Here is a 19,152-nt window from a genome sequence, read left to right on the forward strand (position 1 = left end):
CGCCGCGCACCAAGCCCCGTGCGCCGATCGACCCGTCACGATCGGCCCTTTCAGGGCCCGCAGAGGGCGGATCGTGACGGGTCGATCGGGTGGGGCGGGATGCGGGTCAGAGGCGGTCGGCGCGCCACTCGGTGGCGAGCTCTTCGCCGCGGGCGAAGGCGGCCTCCTCGCGCTCGCGGAGTTCGACGCGACGGATCTTGCCCGAGATGGTCTTCGGCAGCTCGAAGAACTCCAGGCGGCGCACCCGCTCGTAGGCGGAGAGCTCGGCACGGGCGTGCGCGAAGATCGCCCGGGCCGTCTCGGCCGAGGGTTCCCAGCCTGAGGCGAGGGCGACGTAGGCCTTCACGATGCTGTGGCGGGTCGCATCCGGAGCCGGAACCACCGCAGACTCGGCCACCGCGGGGTGCCGCAGCAGCACGCTCTCGACCTCGAACGGGGAGATCTTGTAGTCGGACGACTTGAAGATGTCGTCAGTGCGTCCGATGAAGGTGATGGTGCCGTCGTCGGCGAGCTCGGCGACGTCTCCGGTGTGGAAGTAGCCGTCGGCGCGAGCGGAGGCCGTGCGCTCGGGGTCGTTGTGGTACCCCGCCATGAGGTTCACCGGGTCGGCGCCGAGGTCGAGGCAGATTTCGCCCGTCGAGGCGCGTTCGCCCGACACGGGGTCGACGATCGCGATAGCGACCCCCGGCAGCGGCCGCCCCATCGCGCCGGGAACGACGGATGCGCCGGGCGGGTTCGCGATGAGCGCCGTCGTCTCGGTCTGGCCGTAGCCGTCGCGGATGGTGAGCCCCCAGGCCTCCTCGACCGCGGAGATCACCCCCGGATTGAGCGGCTCGCCGGCCGAGAGCACCTCGCGGAGGCCGCGCGGCTTCGCCCCCAGATCGGCTTGGATGAGCATGCGCCACACGGTCGGCGGCGCGCAGAACGTGCTGACGCCTGCCTCGTCGAGCTTCGCGCGCAGCGCGGCGGGGTCGAAGCGCGCGTAGTTGTAGACGAACACCGTCGCCTCGGCGTTGAAGGGGGCGAAGAAGCAGCTCCAGGCATGCTTCGCCCAGCCCGGGGAGCTGATGGCGAGGTGGACGTCGCCGGGGCGCACGCCGATCCAGAACAGGGTCGCCAGGTGCCCGACCGGGTAAGAGGTGTGCGTGTGCACGACCATCTTCGGCTTCGAGGTGGTGCCCGAGGTGAAGTAGATGAGGCACGGGTCGGTCGACGAGACGGCGACCGTGGGGGCGATGCCGAGACCTTCGAGCGAGTCGTCGTAGTCGAGCCAGCCGTCGGCACTGCCGCCCACCACGATGCGCCCGAAGTCGAGAGCGCCGTCCGCGGCGCCCGCATGACCCGAGCCGCCCGCGCCCGGCAGCCCCTCGAACTTCCCCACCTCGCTCACGTCGGCGATCACGTGCGCGACCTCTCCGCGCTCCAGCCGGTCGGCAAGATCGGCGGGCGAGAGCAGCGTCGTCGTCGGCAGGATGACCGCGCCCAGCTTCATCACCGCCAGCATCGACTCCCACAGCTCCACGCGGTTGCCGAGCATGAGCATGACGTGGTCGCCCTGCTCCACCCCGACGCTCGACAGCCACGCGGCGACCTCGTCGGAGCGCCAGCGCAGGCGGTCGTAGCTCACCTTCGTCTCCGAGCCGTCCTCCTCGACGATCCACAGCGCGAGGTTCTCGTTCCCCACGGCCACGGCGTCGAACCAGTCGATCGCCCAGTTGAAGCTCGTCCCCACGTCGGGCCAGTCGAACTCCTGCGCGGCGGCGGCGACATCGTCGCGGTGACGGATGAGGGTGTCGCGGGCGACCCGGAAGCTCTCGGTCGGATTCATCCCCCCAGTCTGCTCCACAGCGCATTCCCCGCCCGAGATCGACAGCCCCGATAACTTGCACAGTATTGTGCAAGTTAGTATCATCGATCCGTGCCCACCACCCTGCCCAAGTCCACGCGCGCCCCGCGCCGCGACGCCGCCGAGAACCGCGAGGCGATCGTGGCGGCGGCCGCCACCGTCTTCCGCCACGACCCCGAGTCGTCGCTCGACGCGGTCGCCGCCGAGGCCGGACTCAGCCGCCGCGCCCTCTACGGCCACTTCGCCTCCCGCGACCAGCTGCTCGCCGAACTCCTCACGCGCGGCGCCGCCCGCATCTCGGGAGCGCTGGCCGGCGTGCACGACGACGACCCGCGCATCCATCTCGCCCTCATCGGCGCGGCCCTCTGGCAGGAGGTGCAGCAGATGCGCGTGCTCGCCCAGCTCGCGGTGCACGGCCCGCTCGAGCGCACCGTCGCCGAGGCCCTGCTACCCGTGCGCACTTCGGTGCGCGACGCCGTGCGGCGGGGTGTCGACGACGGATGCTTCCGCCCCGACATCCCCGTCGAGAGCATCGCGCGTCTGGTGGAGGAAGCCGCGATCGCGGTGCTCGACGAGGCGGTGCGCACCGACCTCGACGAGGAGTCGGGACGACGACTCGTGATGTCGGTGGGGCTGTCGGTGGCCGGGCTGTCCTGGCGCGAGACGGATGCGCTGCTCGACTCGCTGCAGCTCCCCACCACCGCACGACCCACGACCCCCGGCCGGAAGACCCCCGGCCCCACGACCCCCGAGGCGCACACCGCATGAGAATCGAAGCCATCGCCGTGAGCAAGGGCTCGCACGGCGCCCCCCTCCCCGAGACCAGCTTCGTCGTCGACAGCGGCGAGGTGACGATCGTCGAGGCCGAGACCGGCGACCGCCCGGTCGTGCTCGCCCTCATCGCATCGGGGCGCATGGTTCCCGACTCGGGCACCATCACGCTCGACGGCTCGGCCGAACCCGCGCTCCTGCGCGAACGCATCGCCCTCGTCGACGCCCCCGAGATCAGCGAGCCCCCCGCCGACATCAGGCTCTCGACGGCCCTGCGCGAGGAGCTCTCGTACGCCGGCCGCTCGACGAGCCGTTCGAGCATCCTGCAGACCATCACGGATGCGCTCCACACCAACCACGAACAGGGCCTCACCCCCGAGACCCGCTCCGCCGCCCAGCTCGCCTCGCTGCCCATGCGCGACGTTCCCCCGGCACTCCGCATCCGCCTCCTCGCCGAACTCGCCCTCTCCCGCCCCGGCGTCGAGGCCCTCGTGCTCTCCTCCCCCGACCGCCACGGCGGCCTCCCCACCGACTGGTACACCATCGCCCTCGACCTCGCCTCCCGCCACCACCCCCTCCTCATCATCTGCGGCGCTCCCTCCGCCGCCCTCCTCCCCACCCACCAGGAGGCGGAGGCCGCCACCCCCACCACCCCACACCCGGCGGAGCTCCCCGAACCGACGTGGCTACCGAACGTTGCCCTCCCCCCAGCGCCGGCTGCGGGTGAAGGGGATGAGGGCTCCGGTGTGGCGGGCGTCTACGGGCAGAGCCCTCATCCCCTTCACCCGCAGCGACCCCGAGCAACATCGACGACACCGACAACCCAGACGACCCCCGCAACCCCCACGGCACCCACGCCCCCCACCCCGCGACACACCACACCCCAGGACCCCGACGCATGAAACTCCTCCACCTCGTCGCCACCGAACTCCGCCGCCTCACCGCCACGGGCATGGCCCGCCTCGCCCTGGTCGCCCTCATGCTCGTGCCGGTGCTCTACGCCGGCCTCTACCTCTGGGCCAACAACGACCCCTACGGCAACCTCAAAGACGTCCCGGTCGCCCTGGTGGTCGAAGACACCGGATCGACCCTCGACGGCAAGGCCGTGAACTACGGCGACGACGTGAAGGAGCAGCTGCTCGACGACGCCTCCGTGGGCTGGAAGGTCACGACCGCAGCCGAGGCAGCAGAGGGTGTGCGCGACGGCGAGTTCGACTTCATCCTGACCCTCGGCCCCGACTTCTCGAAGGCGCTCACCTCGGCCGCCGGAGACACCCCCGAGCAGGCCGTGGTGGAGCTCACGACGAACGACACGAACAGCTTCCTCGCCACGACCATCGCTGGCCAGGTCGCCGAGAAGGTGCGGGCGAGCATCACCGAGCGCGTCGGCAAGGAGGCGGCCCTGTCGCTGCTGAACGGCTTCGCCACGGTGCGCAGCAACCTCATCGAAGCCGTCGACGGAGCCACGAAGCTCGCCGACGGCACGACGAGCGCGGCCGATGGCGCGAAGACCCTCGCCGACGGCACCGCCACCGCGTCGGCGGGCGCACTCTCACTCGCACAGGGCGCGGGCTCCGCGAACGTCGGCGCCCAGCAGCTCGACTCGGGCCTTCAGCAGCTGCGCGCCGGATCGGCCGACCTCCCTGCCCAGGCGAATCAGCTCAACGACGGTGCCCAGCAGATCGCCGCGGGCAACGCGCAGCTCTCGGCGACGGCGAACGAGGTGGCGAGCACGGTTCAGGATGCGGTGAACCAGGTTCCCGCCGCCCGCGCCGACATCGTGGCCATCCTCGACGCCTCGAGCCTCACGCCCGAGCAGAAGGCCGCCGTGCTGGCGCGCCTCGACCAGGTCGGCACCGCGATCGACGACGGCAACACGAAGGTGCAGCAGGCGAACGCGCAGATCGGCGCGCTCGCCGCCGGCAGCGCGCAGCTCGCCGCGGGCACGCAGCAGCTCGCCGACAACGCCCCCACCCTCACGAACGGCATCGCCCAGGCGGCCGACGGCTCCTCGCAACTGAGCGGCGGGCTGCAGCAGCTCGCCCAGGGCTCCCTCGACCTGAGCAACGGCATGCAGCAGCTCGTCGACGGCAGCAGCGCGCTCAGCACGGGGCTGAACACCGTGAACGACGGCGCCGGCACCCTCCGCGACGGACTCGCCAGCGGCCTCGACGACGTGCCGAACCAGACCGCCGACCAGCGCGAGGCCTCGGCCCAGACCATCTCCGACCCGGTCGCCCTCGACACCAGCGCGGTCACCAAGGCGAGCAACTACGGCGCCGGCATGGCCCCGTTCTTCATCAGCCTCGCGGCCTGGATCGGCATCTACGCCCTGTTCCTCATCGTCAAGCCGCTCTCCCGGCGCGCGGTCACCGCGATGAAGAGGCCGTTCCTCGTCGCCACCGCGGGGTGGGCGACGCCGGCCGTACTCGGGGCGATCCAGATGGCTGCCGTGTTCGGCATCATCACCGTCGCCCTCGGGTACCAGGTCGAGCATCCGTGGGGCATGTTCGGCTTCATGGCGCTCACCTCGGCGACGTTCGCGACGATCATCCTGGCGCTCAACATCCTGCTCGGCAGTGTGGGGCAGTTCCTCGGGCTCGTGCTCATGGTGCTGCAGCTCGTGACCGCCGGAGGCACCTTCCCCTGGCAGACCCTGCCCGGCCCGCTACAGGTGCTGCATCAGATCCTGCCGATGAGTCACGCGGTCGACGGCATCCGTCAGCTCATGTACGGCGGCAACCTGTCGCTGGCGGGGGCGGATGCGGGGGCCCTGTTCTTCTGGCTGGTCGGCGCCCTGCTGGTGTCGTACCTCGGAACGCGTCGGCTCACGCGGCACCGCACCCTGCGCGACCTGCGGCCGTCGCTGATCGGCTGAGGCCGAACGGATGCGCGGCTCGCCCCCGCGCATCCGCATCGCCGCCGCGCATCCGCTCAGTTCACGGTCACGCTGTGCGCATCCCACCCGGTGGCGCCGTCGGGCGCCGGGGGCGCCTGGTCGGAGGTCTGCGTGTAGCCCGAGGCGTCGGTGGCGCGCACCGACAAGGTGTGGCTGCCGGAGGTGGCCTCCCACGGGTAGAGCCACTGCACCCAGGTGTCGGGGCCGGAGGTCTCGGCGAGGCGCGCCTCCTGCCAGTCGCCGTCGTCGATGCGCACCTCGACCTTCGCGATGCCCGTGTGCTGGGCCCAGGCCACTCCGGCGACGGGCACGGTTCCGGCGGAGACGCTCGCGCCCGCCGAGGGCACGTCGATGCGCGACTCGGTCTTGATCGGGCCGAGGGCCGACCAGCCGCGCGGGGTCCAGTAGCCCTGGGCGTCGGCGAAGCGGGTGACCTCGAGCTGGATGACCCACTTCGTCGCCGACACGTAGCCGTAGAGGCCGGCGACGACCATGCGCACCGGGAATCCGTGCTCGACCGGGAGCGGCTCGCCGTTCATGCCGACGGCGAGCATCGCCACCCGGTCGGGATCGGTGAGCGCCTCGAGGGGCGACCCCGCGGTGAAGCCGTCGACACTGGTGGAGAGCACCATGTCGGCACCCTCGAGCGGCTTCGCGCGGGCGAGCAGCTCGCGAATCGGGTAGCCGAGCCACAGCGCATTTCCGATGAGGTCGCCGCCCACCTCGTTCGAGACGCAGGCGAGGGTGACGAGGTGCTCCTCGAGCGGGAGGGCGAGCAGTTCGGAGAAGCTGATCGCGACCTCCTGCTCGACCATGCCGGTGATCTTGAGCGACCAGGTGTCGGCGTTCACCTGGGGCACCTGGAGGGCGGTGTCGATGCGGTAGAAGGAGTCGTTGCCGGTGACGTAGGGGGTGATGCCGTCGACGTCGAGCGCGGCGCCTGCCGGCACCGGCTCCGCCTTCGTGGCCGCGGCGGGGAGGGCGATGGAGTCGCGGACGGCGCTGACGGCGGTGGCTGTGGCGTTCATCGAGCGGGCGATCACGCCGGCGAACACGGCTGCCACTGCGGCGATGCCGGTGGCGGTGAGGAAGCGGCGGCGGTCAACGCGGGTCGTGGGGGTTGTCTGTGGTGCGGGGGTTGTTCGGGGGCGCTGCGGGTGAAGGGGATGAGGGCTCTGCCCGTAGACGCCCGCCACACCGGAGCCCTCATCCCCTTCACCCGCAGCGCGGCCGGGGGCCGGCGCGCGGGAGGGGGAGGTGGAGGGGGATGCGGGGGTTGCGTCGAGTTCCCAGGTGCGGAGGCGGGAGATGAGGAGACGCAGCACGACGGCGCCGACGATCATGCCGAAGACGGTCGGGATGGCGGAGAACGGGGTCGCGCCGGCGCGTGTCGTGACGGCGAGGACGGCGACGCCCGAGACGACGACGAGAACGATGATGCCGAGCGGCGGGCGGCGTTGCTCGAGGAGGCCGGCCGCTGCGGCGAGCGCGAGCACGACGATGCCGAGGATGACGAGCAGCGCGGCCTTGTCGCCCGTGCCGAACAGCCCGATCATGACGTCTTTGACCCCTGGCGGCGCGAGGTCGATCGCCAGCGATCCCACAGCGAACAGCGGACTCGACTCCGCGCCGACGAAGACGGCGACCACTTCGGCTGTTGCCAGCACCACTGCCGCCGACACCACCCCGGCTACCGCCGCCCACAGCTTCGAGCTCATGCGCAATCATAGGCTCGCCCCACTGAGCGCCCGCCGTGCGCCGCCGCGCGCATCCGTCTCGCTGGTTCGACCGGCCGGAGGTCTCGGGTTCAGTACAGCAGTGAAGCCGGTTCGAGCTGGCTGGTCTGGTCGCCGACTCGGGTGGGGTCTCGGGGGTCGAGTTTTCGTACGTCGGGGGTGACGGCGAGGTCGTCGAGGGTGATCCAGAAGATGTTGGGGCTGCGGGTGGACCCGAAGTAGTAGATGCGGTTCGTGAGGTCGGCGCCGGCGCGCCACCACGTCGGGTACACGTCGCCGGTCGAGTACGGAGCTCCGTAGGGCACCGACACGTTCGCGATGAGCTGGAACACCCCGGCGACGGCCTCCTCGACGCTCTCGGGCTCGGGAAGGTAGTGCAAGAAGTAGGACGAGCGCACGAACCGGTCGGCCGACGTGATGTCACCGGGCGGCGGCAGCTCCCCGCCGAACGGACGGTACCGGGCGAGGTTCTCGAGCTGCTTGTCGAGGGTCGGCGAGTTCGCCATCACCGCGAACTCCCGGCCGTGGTGCACCACGAGCGAGCCGTCGAGGGGTTCGATGATCGCGGAGTCTCCGCTGGCGTCTTCGAGCGCGATGTGCACGCCGAGTTCGATGCCACGGAACAGGGGCGAGGTGATGCGCACGCGGTCGATGTCGGCGATGGCGTCGGCGACGGTGCTGTAGGTGTCGAGCAGGTACTGCACCCACAGCGCGTTGGCCACCGAGGGTCGCCCGTCGGCGGCGGGGAACGCGACGTCGTCCGGGTCGAGGTAGAGAGCGTGGGCGGCGAGGCCCTTGTCGTTCAGGCCATCGACGGTGCCCATCCCCCACATGCTGGTCACGACGCTGCCATGCTGCGACGTCCAGGTGAGCGATTCGTGATCGGCGTTCCCGCTGCGCGTGAGCCCGGGCGGGAGGTACCAGAGCTCGGGTTCGTCGCTGACCGCCCAGTCCATGCAGCGGGCGACGGTTGTGGCGACATCGTTGGTGTTCCACAGGATGCGAGTGCACATGCTCGTGAGCGTATCCCCTTCACCGCGCCGCCCGAGTGCGTGCCGGGATAGTGTTCGGAGATGAGCGAGCGGGGCGATGGCCCGAACCTGCGGTGGTGGCAGCTCCCCGGAGCCTGGCTGAGCGAACAGAAGCTGTGGCGTGACGTTCTCACCCGGGTGCTCGCCGGAGTCATCACCGCCGCGATCGTCTACGCCGGCGCGGTGCTGCTCGGCTACCTCCACACGCCGGAGCTCGAAGCCGGCGCCCTGCTCGCGCTGGGCATCGCCGGTGGTGTGCTGCTGGTGGGCATCGCCGTGCTGCTCGTGGCGTCGCTGCCCGCGCGGCGACGTGCCGGTCGGGCCGTCCTCGGCCGCACGATCGCCGCGGGGCTGCTGGTGGTCGCGTCGATCGCGCTCGTGCTCGGCGTCATCGCCGACGTGCAGGGCGCTGGCGCGGCCCCCTGAGCGGCGGCGCGGCGCTGCGATCACCCCTTCGGCGGGTGCGGCTCGGCGACGTCCCCGGGGGCGGCCTCGGGGGCGGGGCGGTCGGGGGCGACGACTTCGGTGCGGAGGATGCGGAGGGATTGGCCGACGCCGCGGGCGAGGGCGGGGAGACGGGTGGCGCCGAAGACGAGGAGGACGACGACGAGCACGATGAGGAGGTGCCAGCCGTTCAGGTTCGCGAACATGGTAGCCCTTTCGAGGGTGGGGAGACGAAGCGGCTCAGGGGGTGCGGAAGCCGAGCCAGTCCTGGGCGACGGCGGTGCCGATGGCACGGGTGCCGCTGAGGCTGAACTGCCCGGAGTTGGTGTCGGAGAGGTAGACGGTCGCTCCGGCGGGGATGGTCGTCGAGGTGAGCCCCGACAGCTGCGACCGGTGGAGGTATCCGGAGGTGAGGATGCGCCCGGTCTCTCCCGGCACCATGCGGTTCAGCGACACCCCCACCACGTCGGCGGGCTGCGCCGCCGTCGTCGCCGCGTCGACCTTGCCGGTGCCGCGGTCGACCACGGCGAACCAGCGGCCGACGGCGAAGGGCCCGCTCGCCGTGCGCGACAGCTCGCGGTCGGGGAACGACGGGTACACCTCGTTCTGCGGCACCTGGAACTCCGCGGCCTGCGCGAGTCCGCTGATGGCCTGGTTGATGGTCGCGATGACCGTCGCGTTGGTCTGCGTCGTGTGGTTCTGGTCGAAGGTCACGGTGCGGCTCTGCCCGCCCGTCGTGACCACGAGTTGTACGGGGTTCAGCGTGCGATCACCCAGGCGCCGTCCGAGGGTGTTCGCGACCGTGGTGTTCGACTGCAACCCCACCAGGATGCCCGAGATGTCGACACTGCCGAAGACGTACGCCGGGAGTCCGGCCCCGCCGGCCCGTGAGGTCGGCGTGCCGAACAGCACGGGCACCGCCGAGCCCGACAGCGTGAGCGTCGTGCCGGTCGAGGTCGCGGTGGTGAACACCCGCAGGGCGAGCCCGCGCTGTCGCGGGAGGTAGCCGAGCGGCGCCGTGCCGTTCACCGTCTGCACGATCTCGGCATGGTTCGCGACCTGACCTTCGGGCCGCGCCGTGATCCACGGGGTGTCGGTGTCGTCGATGTACCCGGGCGACCAGGTGCAGTCGGTGAACGTCACCGTGTCGGCGGTTCCCGATCCAAGCGACTGCGTCGCCGACACCACCCCGAAAGCGGCACCCGTGCGCTGCAGCTCGCAGTTCTCGAGCACGTTCACGGTGGGGGCGGTGAAGTCCTTGTTGGTGTGGATGTAGAAGGCCTCTTTCGTGCCCACCAGCGTGCTGTCGGTGATGGTCACGTGCACGCCCGACCCCGAGCCGTAGCCGTACGGGCGGTCGTAGAGCCAGACGTTCGCCGGCGACAGACCGCTGCCCGGGTTGGCCGTGCGCCAGGCGCGTGCCGCGTCATTGCCCGCGTGCTCGATGCGGCAGTTGGTGATCGTGTGCACGGCGTCGACGTTCGCTCCCTGCGCCTCGTCGTGCACGGCGTAGCGCATGTTCTTGGCCAGGATGGTGAGGTTCTCGAGCGCTGCCGTGCCCGAGAGCCAGAGGGTCGACGAATTGGTGATCTGCGCATCCGTCGCATCGTCGGGCAGGTCGCCGCGCAGCACGCAGGTGGCGCGGTCGGTGCCGCGCACCGTCACGTGCGGCTTCACCGTCCACTCCCGGCCGAGGTACTCCCCCGGATGCACTTCGATGACGTACGGCATGACCGCCGAGGCGTCGAGGATCGACTCGTTCGCCTGCTGCGGCGTCGTGAAGTCGCCCGATCCGTCGGCTTTCACCGTGATGACGATGGGCGTGCCGGTGATCGACAGCTCCTGCGTGCTGGCATTCCACTCGACCTCGAACCCGAGCACGTCGGCGAAGAACGAGGCGGGCGCCCCGAAGCTCCCGTCGGCCATCTCGCGCAGCGGTGCCTCGATCGAGACGTCGTTCCCGTTGTGCCGCACCGTGGTGCCCGTGGTGGGCAGCGTGACGGTGTCGCTGCCGCGCGCGATGTGCACCGCGTCGCGGTCGGGCGCCGTTCCCGCACGCCCGCCCACCGCGAGGAACACCTGCTCGATCGACACGTACACCACTCCGCCCGCAACCTCGGGCCGGCGGTGGAACTCGAGCACCCCGTTCAGGCGCACGCGCGGACCGGTCATCGGCACGTTCCGCACCCCGACGTAGTCGATGGCGAAGTCACCGAGGTCGGTGATCGGGTCGATCCTGATCTGATGGATGCGCCCCCGCCAGGTCGAGACCCGCCACATCGGAACATCCGCCTGACCGTACTCCTCGCCGGGCGCGGGGATGGCCATGAAGCGCGAGCCCTTCGACTGGCTGTAGACGCCGTCGCTCTCGGTGATGAAGAAGATCTCGCCCTGCTGGATGGGCGTGCTCTTCATGCGGATGCGGAGGTACGGATGCTCGGCCGCCTCCAGCCCCAGACCCGCCGGCGACACCACCCGCGGGTCGGCGGCGACGCTCGTCGCCCGCAGCGCGCCGCCGGTGGCCTCGAGCCCGCTGAGCCCGCCGAGATCGGTCCAGCCCTCGAGGTCGCCGTCGGTGCCGAAGTCCCACTCGGTCGTGAAGTCGCCGACCTCGGGAGGCGGGGTGCCGAGCGCCGGCGAGAGCGCCCGGTCGTAGGGGTAGAGCTTCTGCAGGCGCTTCTGCTGGGCAGCGGTGGGCCGCGTGCTCGCCACCGTCGACGAGGTGAAGGTGTCGCGGATGGCTTCGAGGAAGCCGAATCCGCTGTAGTCGCTCGGCTGGATGAAGTGCCCCTCGCCCCACTCGTTCCAGTTCGCCAGCATCGTGAGCCGACGGCCGAGGTGCCCGGCGGGGAGCGAGGGGATGTAGTCGTCGCGCGCCCACTCGGCGATCTGCTGGAACTCGCCGGGTGGCATGATGCGGCCCTGCGTGCGGATCCACGGCAGGTCGTCGCGCCCGACCGCCAGCGTGGAGAGCACCTGCAGCGGGCTCGTCGCGTGGCGCGCGGTCATGAGCGCCTCCTGCAGGGCGGGGTAGCCGTCGTAGGAGTAGGCGTACTCCCCCGCGATGCCGAGCTGCGCGGCCTCGGGCGCGACGCCGATCGTGAGGTAGACGACATCCGGGAACCCGAGGGCCTGGATCGCCGTGCGCAGGTAGTCGAGCTCGGCCTTCGCCGCGGTCGCCGAGCCGAAGTTGCTGATGAGTGTGCGTGAGTTGTAGATGCAGAACACGGGCTTGCCGTCGATGCAGAAGTACCGGGGGTCGCGGAAGTAATACTCGATGAGGTAGGGCACGATGTTCTGGCGGAAGTCGGTGGAGTTGGTCTGTCCACTCGCGACGTTCTCCCACATGATGGCGAACTTGAGCGCGTCGCCGTACTCCGACGGGAAGTAGCCGTCGTGGAGCGCGTGGTGCAGGTCGGGCAGTTTGATCGGTTGCCCGACTCCGGCCAGGGGCCTGAACCAGCACTGCATCCGGAACGCGACGCCGGCCTCGGCCATCCAGGTGTTCTCCCAGTCGGCGACCTCGGGGATGCCGTCGTCGTACCAGCCGAGGTAGGGCTTGCGTTCGGGGAACCGGGTGATGAGGTCCCAGCCGAGGTGGTGACCGGTGCGCCAGCCGCCGAACTCCGACATGCCGATGGCGTGGTCGCCGGCCGGCGCGACGGCCTGCGGTGCGGGCGCGTAGTCGAGCGGCAGCGGCCCCTCCCAGTACGCCTTAACGTCGTCGAGCAGGATGCGCGTTCCGGCCGGCAGGTCGAAGCTCGCCGATGCGGGGGTGTTGCTCGCGCTCGCCGCGCCGCCGAACACCGAGGTGCCGCTCAGGATGCTCGCACCGTTCACCGCGACGTCGAGCAACGACCCGGTGACGTCGATGCGTACAGTGAGGTGGTTCCAGAAGTCGCGCCGGTAGCCGTAGCTCACCAGCACGTCGTTGTCGTGGTCGATGACGTCGATGGTCGTGGCGCCAAAGCGCAGCAGCATCCGCTTGCCGTCGGCGAGCGTCACGCGGTAGAGCACGGTGCCCGCGGTCTCGATCTTGATGCGGAACTCCGTCACGCAGTGCGGGTCGGTGGCCGTGAAGCCCGCGAGGGCCGCCGGGAACGCCAGCCCGCCGCCGGAGGAGCCGCCGACCGCCTGCAGGCAGAACCTGTCGACCCAGGTGGAGTGCATCCGTTCGACCACCGTCAGGGCGGTTCCGCTCGCTGCCGCCGTCCAGGCCGTCGGCACGGTGCCCGGCATCACGTCGAGGAACTGCTCGTTGATGACCGTGTCGCGGTACAGCCGCACCGGCCCGAAGAAGAAGTCCGACCGCGCGCCCTCCGAGCTGGCCACGAGCAGGTTGTCGGCTCCTCCGTCGGCGAGCAGAACCACCCCGGTCGCCTTCTGCACGCCGTTGACGAAGACACTCGCCACGGAGCCGTCGAGGTCGACGACAGCCCGCACGGCCATCTCAGTGTCTGCGACCACGGAGCTGAGCGCGACGTCGGGCCCGCTCGCCTGCCGGAGCCCGAGGGTGGAACCGGTCACCCGCAGCTCGAGCACCGTCGTCGTGCCGTCGCGGAGCAGGAACGAGACGCCGTCGAGGGAGGCGCTGTTCGGCTCGAAGCGGAACTCCAGGCGCAGCACCCCGGCGCTCTGCGGCTGGAACGGGCGCATGAGCAGCACCGGCAGCTGCGCGCTCGAGTCGGCGACACGGAACCACCGCCCGTACTGCTGGGTGATGACCGCACCCGCCTGATCGGTGTCCCACGCGTCGGGAAGCGGGTAGCGGGTCTTCTCCATGAAGAAGAAGTCCTCCTCGATGAGGTACCGGGCCGAGGTGCCTCGAGGGAGCGTGCCGGCCGGGAGCACCAGGTCGAGCGGCGCGATCGCCGCGCCGCCGAGGGCTGTCGCCGAGGCGGGCGCCGCGTAGCCCACTCCGCCGATGACGGTCAGCGAGGCAGCCACCTGGAGGAAGGATCGTCGGGTGAGGCCGGTGTTCTCGGAATTCATCATGCTCCTAACGCGTCGTTGCGTGCGGCTTATATTCACATGTTAAGTGCTCGGGCACAAGAGCATGCGTGTGGACGGCCCCGCGCAGAGCGCGGCGCGGGTCGTGGACGCTCAGCGCCCGTCGTGCTGCTCGAGGAAGGCGCGGCCCGCGTCGACGGGCTCCCAGACATCGCCGTCGAAGAAGTCGAGCTCGAGCACCCGTCGCGGCCCGGGTGCTGCGCGGAGCGCCTCCACCACGGGAACCGACCCGGTGCCGAGCGCCGATTGGCCAGAACCGTCCTTGCCGAGCGACCCGTCTTTCACGTGCAGCGCGACCACGCGGTCGCCGAGCCGCTGCAGCAGGGCCACCGGGTCGACCCCGCCGACCAGCGCCCAGTAGATGTCGAGCTCGAGACCGACGTCGGGAGCGAGGTGTGCGGCGAAGTACTCGAGCGCCACCTCGCCCTCGACGCGATACTCCGTCTCCCACCAGTGGTTGTGATAGGCCAGCGACAGCCCGCGGGCCGCCGCCTCGTCTACGAGCGTGTTGAGAGCATCCGCTGTTCGGCGCACCTCGTCGGCGGTGGCCCACCGCGAGGCATCGACGAGCGGCTCGACGACCGTGGCGGGGCCGAACCCGGCGGCCGCATCGAGCACGCGCAGCGGGTCGACACCCTCCGTGAGCAGCCTCCCGTGCAGGGTCGGCGTCGAGAGCCCCGCCGCGGCGAGCGCCGGGCGCAACTCCCCGGCGCGTTCGGGGAAGCGGAACGGCTCGACCTCGGTGAAGCCGCGCGCGGCGAGCGCGTCGAGTGTGCCGGGGAGGTCGGCCTCGAGGTGCTCGCGGAGCGTGTAGAGCTGGATGGACGGGGCGCGGCTCACTTCGACGTCCCGGCGATGCCGCCCTGGATGCCCGCGAGGAACCACTTCGACAAGAAGGTGAACAGCAGCAGCAACGGGATGCTCGAGATGGCGTAGCCCGCGAACAGCGGGCCCCACTGCGTCGCGTTCTGCCCCTGGAAGAACGACAGCCCGACGGGGATGGTGCGCAGCGAGTTCTCGGTGATGGTGAGCAACGGCCAGAAGAACTCGTTCCACACCGAGATCACCGTCATCAGCGCCACTGTGCCGATGATGGGGTACGACAGGGGCAGCATGATCGAGAAGAACAGTCGGGGACCGGAGGCGCCGTCGATGCGAGCCGCGTCGAAGAGCTCCTGCGGCACCCCTTCGAAGAAGGTCTTCATGAGGATGATGGCGAGCACCAGGCCGCCGGCGATCTGCGGGATGATGAGCACCCAGTAGGTGTTGAGGATGCCCATGTCGCGCACCAGCACGAACAACGGGATGATGCTCGCCACGTTCGGGATCATCATGAGCACGAGCACGAAGACGAACAGCAGGTTGCGCCCCAGGAAGCGGTAGCGGGCGATGACGTAGGCGCTCGTCGCCGCCAATGCGATGGTGCCCACGGTCGAGGCCGCGGCGACGATGAGCGAGGTGACGAGGTAGGGGTTCACCTGGTTCCAGGCGACGGCGTAGTTGTCGAACTGCAGCGGGAAGCTGATGCCCCAGAAGTTGTCGTAGAACTGCTCGTTCGACTTGAACGAGGTGCCGAGCATGAAGAGGTACGGGAACAGCCCGACCCCGGCGATGACGCTCAGCACGATGATGACGGCGGCCTGCGTGGCCGTGCGACGGCGCCGGGTGCGGCTCCCGACCCGGGCGAGGGCTTCAGTCGACATCGACGTTTCCTTTCTTGCCCCGTCCGACCAGCAGCGACGCGAGGCTGAGCAGGAGGATTAACACGAACAGGGTGGTCGACAGCGCAGCGGCGTAGCCCCACTCGCTGGCGCCGAACGCCATGTCGAGGGCACGGATGACCGGCACCATCGTGGCGTTGTCGGGCCCGCCCCCGGTGAGCAGGTAGGCGGAGAAGCCGAACTGCAGCACCTGCACGATGGCCAGGAAGAACAGCACCCTCACCTGCCCGAACAGCAGCGGGAGGTCGAGGTGCACGAAACGCTGCCAGCGGTTGGCACCGTCGATCGCCGCGGCCTCGAACACTTCGCCGGGGATGTTCTGGAGGCCCGTGAGGAAGATGAGGAACGGCAGCGACGCGACCCAGGGGAACTGCACGAAGATGAGCGCGAGCAGCGCCGTCTGCGGGTTGCCGAGCCAGTTGCCGCGGAGGGCCTCGAGCCCCAGCGATGACAGCAGCTCGTTCAGCACGCCGGAGTTCGGGTCGTAGATGAAGCCCCAGAGCAGCACGGTGACGACACCCGGGAAGGCGAGCGGGACGATGAGCAGGGTGCGGAACAGGAATTGCAGGCGCGTGCTGCGCAGCGAGATGACGAGCTCGGCCGCGATGAGCGGGAAGATCCACATCAGGGTCACGGAGGCCAGGAAGATGGCCCCGAGGTTGGCGAACGACTGCAGCCACACCGGGTCGGTGAGCATGCGCTGGTAGTTCTCCAGGCCGATGAAGGTGGAGTCGAAGGCCGGCCGCCAGTCGAAGAACGAGTAGAACATGCCCGACAGGCCCGGGTAGTACCCGAAGACGGCGAGCAGCGCGATGGTGGGCGCGAGCACCAGATAGGCCCACCAGGCCACCCGGCGCCTCGGGCGGCGGCGCGGCGCCGGAGACGCGGGCGCTTTCGCCTCCCCGGCTGGTGCGGGCTCCGCGTCGCTCGTCTCGGTTCTCATCATCGTCGATGCCATGGCCTCATATTCACATGTTAATGTGCGGAGATCAACTCACCCCTGGCCCGACCGCACCAGGCGCAGCCGCAACGACGAGCTCTCGCGCTCCTGGAACTCCGCACTCAGGATGGTGTGCGACGACGGGGGAAGGCGCCCCTCGAGCGCCGCGTCGCAGGCGATGCGCGCCGCCGTGTCGCCCAGCAGCCCCTGCGGCAGGATGGCCGTCACGGCCGTGAGCGCCGGGATCGACGAGGCCGTCCCCACCTTGCGGTCGGTGCCCGCGAAGTCGATGTCTTCGGGGATGCGCAGCCCGAGCTCGAGGGCGTCGCTCATCGCCTGCTCGAGCACGAAGCCGTTGGCGCAGATGAACGCGGGCGGGGTGCTGCCGGCGGCGACCGCGGCGGTGAGGATCTCCTGACGCACGTCGGTGGACTGGCTCAGGTAGTCGAGCATGGCCATGCGGTCGAGGTCGATCTCGAGCTCGTGCTCCTTGAGCGCGCGGATGTGACCAGCCTGGCGATCACGCACGCTGGTGCAGTCGGTCTCGACCCAGAGCGCGCCGATGCGCTCGAAGCCCCGGCCGATCATGCGCGAGGCCAGCTGATAGCCGATGTCGTGGTTGTCGATGACGACCGCGGCGCAGGGGAGCTCGTGCCAGTAGCGGTCGATGAACACCACGGGGATGCCGGCGCTCCGGAGGTTTTGCACCGACTCGACGTCACCCGGCCCGTCGACGGGGTACAGGATGACCGCCGACGAGTTCGCCGCGCGCCGCAGCGCCTCGCGCTGCTTGTCCCACGACCCGTCGGTGCTGACGATCGTCGTGGTGAAACCCCGGGCGGCCGCCGTGCGCTCGATGCCGCGGACCACATCCATCACGTCGCCGCTGGTGAGGGCGGGGATGATGCAGGTCACGGTCGCCGGCCGGGCGCCCTCGCTGAGCGCCGGGTCGATCGGGCGGTGCGCCGCGACGAAGGTGCCGCGGCCGCGCGAGCTCGTCAGCACCCCGGCCTGCTGCAGCTCACTGAGGGCGCGAGCGGCGGTGAGCATGCTCACGCCGTAGCGGTCGCACAGCTCGCGCTGGGTGGTGAACGGAAGCTCCGGATCGTAGTCGCCCTGCGCGATGCGCTTCAGCAGATCCTTCTTGATCTGCTGGTACATGGGGAGCTTGGCCACGCCGCCACCTTCACCTTCGTCTTGACGGATTGAGTTTAACATGTGAATACTGTGTTCGACCACTGAGACGTCCTGCAGTCTCATTCACAGATTGGATGGCAATGAAGCCTCGCACAGTCCGCCGTGTGGCGGCAGCCGCCACAGCGGCGATCCTGGGTGTCACCCTAGCCGCCTGCACGGGCAGCTCCGACTCCTCGGCCGACAAGGTCACGATCACCGTCGCCGGCCCCAACCAGTGGAACTCCGACCCCTCCTCGTTCGGGCCCGAATGGGAGGCCCAGGTCGCCCGCTTCGAGGAGCTCGAGCCCGACATCGACGTCGAGACCACGGTGCTCCCGCTCTCGTCGTTCAGCGACACGCTGGCCACCCAGCTGTCGGCGGGAACCGCCCCCGAGCTGGTCTTCAACCAGGCGCCCCACCAGCCCTACATGGTGCACTCGCTGAACGACTACCTGGCGGCACCGAACCCCTACGTCGAGGGCAACGAGGCCTGGATCGACGTGTTCAACCCCGACCTGTTCGGCCCGAACAACCCCGTCACGTACAACACCGAGGGCAACAACGAGTTCATCCCGTTCAACGTCTTCATCCCGGTGATCTACTACAACGCCGAGATCTTCGAGGAGGTGGGCGTCGAGGCGCCGATCGAGACCTGGGCCGACCTGGTCTCGGCCTCCGAGAAGCTGAAGGCCGCCGGCTACACGCCGTTCGCCGCCGACAACGCTCCGCAGGGCCTCATGTGGACACTCGAGGTGATCGCCGACCAGCTCGTGACCCATGCCGTCTACGACACCCTCAACGTCTTCGACGCCAAGGGCGAGCCCGGCACGAACAACGCCCTGACCTCGAAGGACTGGGCCCGCGGCGTGCTCACCGGCGAGGTGAAGGCGACCGAGATCCCCCAACTGCGGGAGTCGCTCGAACTGCTCAAGCAGTTCTACACCGACTTCGCCACGCCGAACTGGTCGGGCGTCACCGGCACCGGCGCCGCGGTCATCAACCAGGCCGACTTCGTCAGCGGCAAGGCGGCGATGGCGTGGGGTTCGTCGTTCGGCTACTCCACGGTGCAGAGCGAGGCCGACTTCACCGTCTCGGCGATGCCCTTCCCGACCATCACGAGCGAGACGACCGAGTACGCCGACGGCATCAACGCCCGCTACGGCGCCTCGATCTACGGCACGGCCTACGTCATTCCGGCGAACATCGAGGGACCGAAGCTCGACGCCGCGGTGAAGTTCCTGCAGTACATGACCGCTCCCGACAAGGCCTCGGAGTGGCTCGCCGACACCGGCAGCCTCTCGGCGCTGAACGACGCCGCGGTGCCCGAGAACCTGCAGGCGTTCACCGGCAGCGACTGGCTCCAGCCCCGTCAGCTCGGCGGCGCCGCCATCTACCCGCCGGAGGGCACCGACGGTCAAGACCTCTACGGGGGCTACCTGCTCGGCACGAAGGACACCGATCAGATGCTCGCCGACCTGCAGGCCTCGTGGGAGCAGGTCGCGGCCCAGAACGTGAAGAAGGGCGGCTGGACCGAGGACTGGGCGCAGGGCTGATGCTCCCCGGGTGGGTCGACGGCCG

14 protein-coding genes are annotated in these 19,152 nt (G+C 70.0%); 5 read left to right on the forward strand and 9 right to left on the reverse strand.

Annotation, left to right across the window (positions count from 1 at the left end):
- Positions 1–106: 106 nt before the first annotated feature.
- Entirely contained in the window at positions 107–1,828 is a 1,722-nt protein-coding gene (locus HL652_RS17060; RefSeq protein WP_171706414.1) for an AMP-binding protein, read from the reverse strand.
- A gap of 90 nt (positions 1,829–1,918) precedes the next feature.
- On the opposite strand from HL652_RS17060, the gene HL652_RS17065 reads away from it, so the two are divergent.
- Genes HL652_RS17065 through HL652_RS17075 form a run of 3 tightly spaced genes read left to right on the forward strand, consistent with a single transcriptional unit; the run spans position 1,919 to position 5,495 of the window.
- Entirely contained in the window at positions 1,919–2,614 is a 696-nt protein-coding gene (locus HL652_RS17065) for a TetR/AcrR family transcriptional regulator (RefSeq protein WP_171706415.1), read from the forward strand.
- Complete coding sequence (locus HL652_RS17070; RefSeq protein WP_171706416.1) at positions 2,611–3,519, forward strand: hypothetical protein; 909 nt, start codon at positions 2,611–2,613, stop codon at positions 3,517–3,519. The genes HL652_RS17065 and HL652_RS17070 overlap by 4 nt, the downstream gene beginning before the upstream one ends.
- The gene (locus HL652_RS17075; RefSeq protein WP_171706417.1) at positions 3,516–5,495 is read left to right on the forward strand and encodes a YhgE/Pip domain-containing protein; all 1,980 of its coding nucleotides are present in this window, start codon (positions 3,516–3,518) and stop codon (positions 5,493–5,495) included. Before HL652_RS17070 ends, HL652_RS17075 begins: the two co-directional genes overlap by 4 nt.
- A 56-nt stretch (positions 5,496–5,551) precedes the next feature.
- Here HL652_RS17075 and HL652_RS17080 read toward each other — a convergent pair whose 3' ends face one another.
- Entirely contained in the window at positions 5,552–7,234 is a 1,683-nt protein-coding gene (locus HL652_RS17080; RefSeq protein WP_171706418.1) for a molybdopterin-dependent oxidoreductase, read from the reverse strand.
- Positions 7,235–7,323: 89 nt separating this feature from the next.
- Positions 7,324–8,265, reverse strand: a complete 942-nt coding sequence (locus tag HL652_RS17085) for a linear amide C-N hydrolase (RefSeq protein WP_171706419.1) — start codon at positions 8,263–8,265, stop codon at positions 7,324–7,326.
- A 60-nt stretch (positions 8,266–8,325) separates the two neighbouring features.
- Here HL652_RS17085 and HL652_RS17090 point away from each other — a divergent pair, with 60 nt between their 5' ends.
- On the forward strand, positions 8,326–8,709 hold the full coding sequence (locus HL652_RS17090) for a hypothetical protein (RefSeq protein ID WP_171706420.1): 384 nt from the start codon (positions 8,326–8,328) through the stop codon (positions 8,707–8,709).
- A gap of 20 nt (positions 8,710–8,729) precedes the next feature.
- Here the strand turns inward: HL652_RS17090 and HL652_RS17095 are convergent, their stop codons facing one another.
- The 6 genes from HL652_RS17095 to HL652_RS17120 all read right to left on the reverse strand — a co-directional run bounded on the left by HL652_RS17095 (position 8,730) and on the right by HL652_RS17120 (position 17,574).
- A complete protein-coding gene (locus HL652_RS17095; protein ID WP_171706421.1) occupies positions 8,730–8,933 on the reverse strand; it encodes a twin-arginine translocase TatA/TatE family subunit in 204 nt (67 codons plus the stop codon).
- Positions 8,934–8,967: 34 nt separating this feature from the next.
- Positions 8,968–13,722, reverse strand: coding sequence for a glycoside hydrolase family 99-like domain-containing protein (locus HL652_RS17100; protein ID WP_171706422.1), 4,755 nt, complete (start codon positions 13,720–13,722; stop codon positions 8,968–8,970).
- Positions 13,723–13,830: 108 nt separating this feature from the next.
- On the reverse strand, positions 13,831–14,577 hold the full coding sequence (locus HL652_RS17105; protein ID WP_171706423.1) for a sugar phosphate isomerase/epimerase family protein: 747 nt from the start codon (positions 14,575–14,577) through the stop codon (positions 13,831–13,833).
- Complete coding sequence (locus tag HL652_RS17110) at positions 14,574–15,440, reverse strand: carbohydrate ABC transporter permease (protein ID WP_216603928.1); 867 nt, start codon at positions 15,438–15,440, stop codon at positions 14,574–14,576. The genes HL652_RS17105 and HL652_RS17110 overlap by 4 nt, the downstream gene beginning before the upstream one ends.
- A complete protein-coding gene (locus tag HL652_RS17115; RefSeq protein WP_216603929.1) occupies positions 15,430–16,416 on the reverse strand; it encodes a carbohydrate ABC transporter permease in 987 nt (328 codons plus the stop codon). The genes HL652_RS17110 and HL652_RS17115 overlap by 11 nt, the downstream gene beginning before the upstream one ends.
- Before the next feature lie 36 nt (positions 16,417–16,452).
- Entirely contained in the window at positions 16,453–17,574 is a 1,122-nt protein-coding gene (locus tag HL652_RS17120) for a substrate-binding domain-containing protein (RefSeq protein ID WP_171706424.1), read from the reverse strand.
- Positions 17,575–17,675: 101 nt separating this feature from the next.
- On the opposite strand from HL652_RS17120, the gene HL652_RS17125 reads away from it, so the two are divergent.
- Complete coding sequence (locus HL652_RS17125) at positions 17,676–19,127, forward strand: ABC transporter substrate-binding protein (protein WP_171706425.1); 1,452 nt, start codon at positions 17,676–17,678, stop codon at positions 19,125–19,127.
- Positions 19,128–19,152 lie beyond the last annotated feature (25 nt).

Source organism: Herbiconiux sp. SALV-R1, from assembly GCF_013113715.1.
Classification (GTDB): domain Bacteria; phylum Actinomycetota; class Actinomycetes; order Actinomycetales; family Microbacteriaceae; genus Herbiconiux.

Coding starts and splice junctions, on each gene's coding strand:
- HL652_RS17100 (WP_171706422.1), bottom strand. CDS start 13,722: ATGATGAATTCCGAGAACACCGGCCTCACCCGACGATCCTTCCTCCAG.
- HL652_RS17060 (WP_171706414.1), bottom strand. CDS start 1,828: ATGAATCCGACCGAGAGCTTCCGGGTCGCCCGCGACACCCTCATCCGT.
- HL652_RS17095 (WP_171706421.1), bottom strand. CDS start 8,933: ATGTTCGCGAACCTGAACGGCTGGCACCTCCTCATCGTGCTCGTCGTC.
- HL652_RS17085 (WP_171706419.1), bottom strand. CDS start 8,265: ATGTGCACTCGCATCCTGTGGAACACCAACGATGTCGCCACAACCGTC.
- HL652_RS17070 (WP_171706416.1), top strand. CDS start 2,611: ATGAGAATCGAAGCCATCGCCGTGAGCAAGGGCTCGCACGGCGCCCCC.
- HL652_RS17125 (WP_171706425.1), top strand. CDS start 17,676: ATGAAGCCTCGCACAGTCCGCCGTGTGGCGGCAGCCGCCACAGCGGCG.
- HL652_RS17075 (WP_171706417.1), top strand. CDS start 3,516: ATGAAACTCCTCCACCTCGTCGCCACCGAACTCCGCCGCCTCACCGCC.
- HL652_RS17080 (WP_171706418.1), bottom strand. CDS start 7,234: ATGAGCTCGAAGCTGTGGGCGGCGGTAGCCGGGGTGGTGTCGGCGGCA.
- HL652_RS17115 (WP_216603929.1), bottom strand. CDS start 16,416: ATGGCATCGACGATGATGAGAACCGAGACGAGCGACGCGGAGCCCGCA.
- HL652_RS17110 (WP_216603928.1), bottom strand. CDS start 15,440: ATGTCGACTGAAGCCCTCGCCCGGGTCGGGAGCCGCACCCGGCGCCGT.
- HL652_RS17090 (WP_171706420.1), top strand. CDS start 8,326: ATGAGCGAGCGGGGCGATGGCCCGAACCTGCGGTGGTGGCAGCTCCCC.